This window comes from Mesorhizobium sp. (assembly GCF_005063415.1).
Taxonomy (GTDB): Bacteria; Pseudomonadota; Alphaproteobacteria; order Rhizobiales; family Rhizobiaceae; genus Mesorhizobium.
In genome coordinates, this window is record NZ_SUEG01000258.1 from 1 (window position 1) to 4,041 (window position 4,041).

The window sequence follows — 4,041 nt, forward strand, 5'->3', positions numbered from 1 at the left end:
GCCCCTCACCCCTTACCCTCTCCCCGTGAAGGACGGGGAGAGGGGGGCGCCAGCGTTGGTGCCAGCTTCCTTCTCCCCGTCGTTCACGGGGAGAAGTGCCCGGCAGGGCGATGAGGGGCGGCGCCGAGGACTGTCAGTTGGTGCTGTTATGGAAATGCAGAAGCCGCCGTTCGCAGGCCGGCGTCGCTTGAACGCAACACGGCCCTAATGCGCCTCTTCCCAGTTGTTGGCGGCGCGGGCGTCGACGTGCAACGGCACCGACATCGATACCGCGGGCATGGCGGCGTTCTCCATCACGTGGCAGACGACCGGAATCGTCGCCTCGACCTCGGCTTCGACGGTCTCGAAAACCAGCTCGTCGTGCACCTGCAGCAACATGCGGGCGGAAAGCTTGGCCTTTTCCAGCGCCTCGTCCATACGGATCATGGCGCGGCGGATGATGTCGGCGGCGGTGCCCTGCAGGCGTGCGTTGATCGAGGCGCGCTCGTTGAAGGCGCGGACCGAGGGATTTGACGATCTGATCTCCGGATAGTGGATGCGGCGGCCGAAAATGGTCTCGACGAAGCCGTGCTCGCGGGCATAGGCCTTGGTCGCATCGATATAGTCGCGGATGCCGGGGAAACGCTCGAAATATTTCTTGATGTAGTCGCCGGCTTCCTCGCGCGCGATCGACAGCTGGTTGGCGAGGCCAAAGGCCGAAATGCCGTAGATGATGCCGAAATTGATCGCCTTGGCGCGGCGGCGCACTTCCGATGGCATGCCCTCGACAGGCACGTTGAACATTTCAGACGCGGTGATGGCGTGGATGTCGGCGCCGTCGGCGAAGGCCTGCTTGAGCTGCGGGATTTCGGCGACGTGGGCGAGCACGCGCAATTCGATCTGGCTGTAGTCGGCGGAAACCAGCTTGTTGCCCTTGTCGGCGATGAAGGCCGTCCTGATCTTTCGGCCCTCGACGGTGCGCACCGGAATGTTCTGCAGATTGGGATCCGAGGACGACAGCCGTCCGGTCGTCGTCGCGGCAAGCGCGTAGGAGGTGTGGACGCGCTTGGTGTCGGGATGGATGAAGCCGGGCAAGGCATCGGTATAGGTCGATTTCAATTTGGTCAGCTGGCGCCAGTCGACGATCTTGCGCGGCAATTCGTGGCCTTCGGCGGCGAGGTCTTCTAGAAGCTGCGCCGAAGTCGACCATTGGCCAGTCTTGGTTTTAGAACCGCCGGGCAGGCCCATCCTGCCGAACAGGATGTCGCCGAGCTGTTTTGGCGAGCCGATGTTGATGCGCTCGCCGACCAGCTGGTAGATCTCGTCCTCGAGCCGTGCGGCACCCTGTGCCAGTTCGCCGGAGAGCCGCGACAGGATCTGCCGGTCGACGGAGATGCCGCGCTGCTCCATCCGTGCCAGCACCGGCACCAGCGGCCGCTCCAGCCGTTCATAGACCGAGACCAGGCCCTTGGCGGCAAGCCGTGGCTTCAACACCTGCCAGAGCCTGAGCGCGACGTCGGCGTGCTCGGCCCCGTAAGCCGTCGCCTTGCCGAGGTCGGCCTGATCGAGGCCGACGAAGCTTCTTCCCGAACCGGCCAGTTCCTTCAGCGGAATGGTCGCGTGGCCGAGCCATTTATCGGCCAGCGCCTCCAGGCCATGGCCGCCATGGGTGCCGGCCTCAAGCACGTAGGAGATCAGCATGGTGTCGTCATAGGGCCCGATCTCGATGCCGTGACGGCTCATGACGACAAGGCGGTATTTCATGTCGTGCACGATCTTGAGGACGGATTTGTCCTCGAGCAGCGGCTTGAGCAACGCCAGAGCGTCGCGGATCGGGATCTGGTTTTCGACCGCGCCGCCGCCGAGCAGGTCGCCATTGCCGTTCTTATGGGCAAGCGGCACATAGGCGGCGTGGCCGGGCGCGACGGCCATGGCAAGGCCGATCAGTTCGGCCCGCATCGGATCGGGCGAGGAGGTCTTAACGTCGAACGCGACGATGCCTCTCTCCATCGCCTCGGCGATCCAGGCCTTCAGCGTCGCGGCGTCGCGGATGCAGGCGTAAGCGCCGGTGTCGATCTTGCGGGCGGTGGCTGCCTCCAGGCGAAGCGCCGAAAGCAGGGATGGGGTGTCGCCTTGCTTGGCTGCGGCCGGGGCATCGAGTGCCGCTTCGTCCGACGGTGGTGCGCTCTCGGCGGCCGCGGGCACGCCAAAACCCATATCGGGGCCATGCGCGGTATCGGCACGCTCTATCGTGACGGGAGTGGCCGCAACGTCGCCCGCGTCCGTTCCGGTCGCTTCGGCGACGCGGCGGGTCAGCGTCGAGAATTCCATGGTCTTGAGAAAGCCGATCAGCCTGGGGCCGTCCGGCGCGTGCAACACGAACTCGTCGAGCCCCTCGGTCACGGGCACGTCGTTCTTCAGCGTCACCAGGTCGCGCGAGATGCGCGCCTTGTCGGCATTGGCGATGATCGATTCGCGCCGCTTGTCCTGCTTGATCTCGCCGGCGCGCGCGAGCAGCGTGTCGAGGTCGCCGAACTGTTCGAGCAATTGCGCCGCCGTCTTCGGCCCGATGCCGGGCACGCCCGGCACGTTATCGACCGAATCGCCGGTCAGCGCCTGCAGGTCGATCATTTTCTGCGGCGGCACGCCCCATTTCTCGATCACCTCGGGAACGCCGATCTGGCGGTCCTTCATCGGGTCGTACATGGCAACCGTTGGGCCGACCAGCTGCATCAGATCCTTGTCGGAAGAGATGATGGTGGTGTCGGCGCCGGCTTCGCAGGCAAGCCGGCAATAGGTGGCGATCAAATCGTCGGCCTCGTAGCCTTCCGTCTCAAGGCATGGCAGGTTGAAGGCCCTGGTCGCCTGGCGGATCAGGCCGAATTGCGGGATCAAGTCTTCCGGCGGCGCCGAGCGGTTGGCCTTGTATTCGGGGTAGAGGTCGTTGCGGAAGGTCTTCGACGAATAATCGAAAATCACGGCGAAATGCGTCGGCACGATGCCGACATCGGTGTTGCGGGCGTCCTGCGTCAGCTTCCAGACCATGTTGCAGAAGCCGAGCACGGCACTGGTCGGCAGCCCGTCGGACTTGCGGGACAGTGGCGGGAGCGCGTGATAGGCACGGAAGATGTAGCCGGAGCCGTCGACAAGGAAGAGATGATCGCCTTTTTTCATGGCACGAGGGATAGCGCGGCGCAGCGCCGCGGTCCATGCCAAAGGCGGCTTGCGCCAAGGCTTCCGGCAACACCCTGACAAATGGCGTGCGAGCTTGGCCGGCCATGGCGGCCTGGCCGGAGCTTTGTTCGCTCACGCCTATGTTACAAAAGTGTAATTTTTGTGCCCTTGAATCGCCACGTTCGCAGACACAAATAAACGCCATCGGCAGTTTTCGCCGAAGTCCGGAGCAAGGCCCGTCCCCCGCCTATCCCGGACACTTGCGGCAGCCTATCCCCCCTCTCCGGGCTGCCGCATCGTTTCGAGTAAAGGCCGCCGTGGTTCCCCTCCACCACGGCGGCATTTTTTTGCCTTTCGACAGGAAGCTGTGGCCCAACGATCGCGGGCTTTCCGTTTCGCCGCATGGGCTCTAGATTCGCCGCCAGAATCGAAAGGCCCACCAGATGTCCGCAGTTTCCCCTGTCCTCGACCGCCTCGACAAGAACTTCGACCAGAGCCTCGAACGCCTGTTCGGCCTGCTCGGCATCAGGTCGATCTCCACCGATCCGGACTACGCCGCCGACTGCCGCAAGGCCGCCGAATGGCTGGTTGCCGAGCTCAAGCTGATCGGCTTCGACGCCAGCGTGCGCGACACGCCGGGGCATCCGATGATAGTCGCGCATCACGACGGGCCGGCGGGCGCGCCGCATCTGTTGTTTTACGGCCATTACGACGTCCAGCCGGTCGATCCGATCGAGCTGTGGGAAGGCGACCCGTTCGCGCCGGCAGTCAGGGAGATCGAGCCCGGCCACAAGGTGATCACCGGCCGCGGCGCGGCCGACGACAAGGGTCAGCTGATGACCTTCGTCGAGGCCTGCCGCGCGTGGAAGCAGGTGCATGGCGGATTGC

General features: G+C 64.5%; 2 protein-coding genes. One reads left to right on the forward strand and one right to left on the reverse strand.

Going from position 1 to position 4,041, the window contains the following annotated elements; all coding sequences use genetic code 11:
• Window positions 1–204: 204 nt before the first annotated feature.
• A complete protein-coding gene (polA, locus tag E5W70_RS31245; RefSeq protein ID WP_292665111.1) occupies window positions 205–3,153 on the reverse strand; it encodes a DNA polymerase I in 2,949 nt (982 codons plus the stop codon).
• Between the two features lie 443 nt (window positions 3,154–3,596).
• On the opposite strand from polA, the gene E5W70_RS31250 reads away from it, so the two are divergent.
• Window positions 3,597–4,041, forward strand: a 445-nt coding sequence (locus tag E5W70_RS31250) for a M20/M25/M40 family metallo-hydrolase (protein ID WP_292665112.1), incomplete at its 3' end; no start/stop codon positions are given.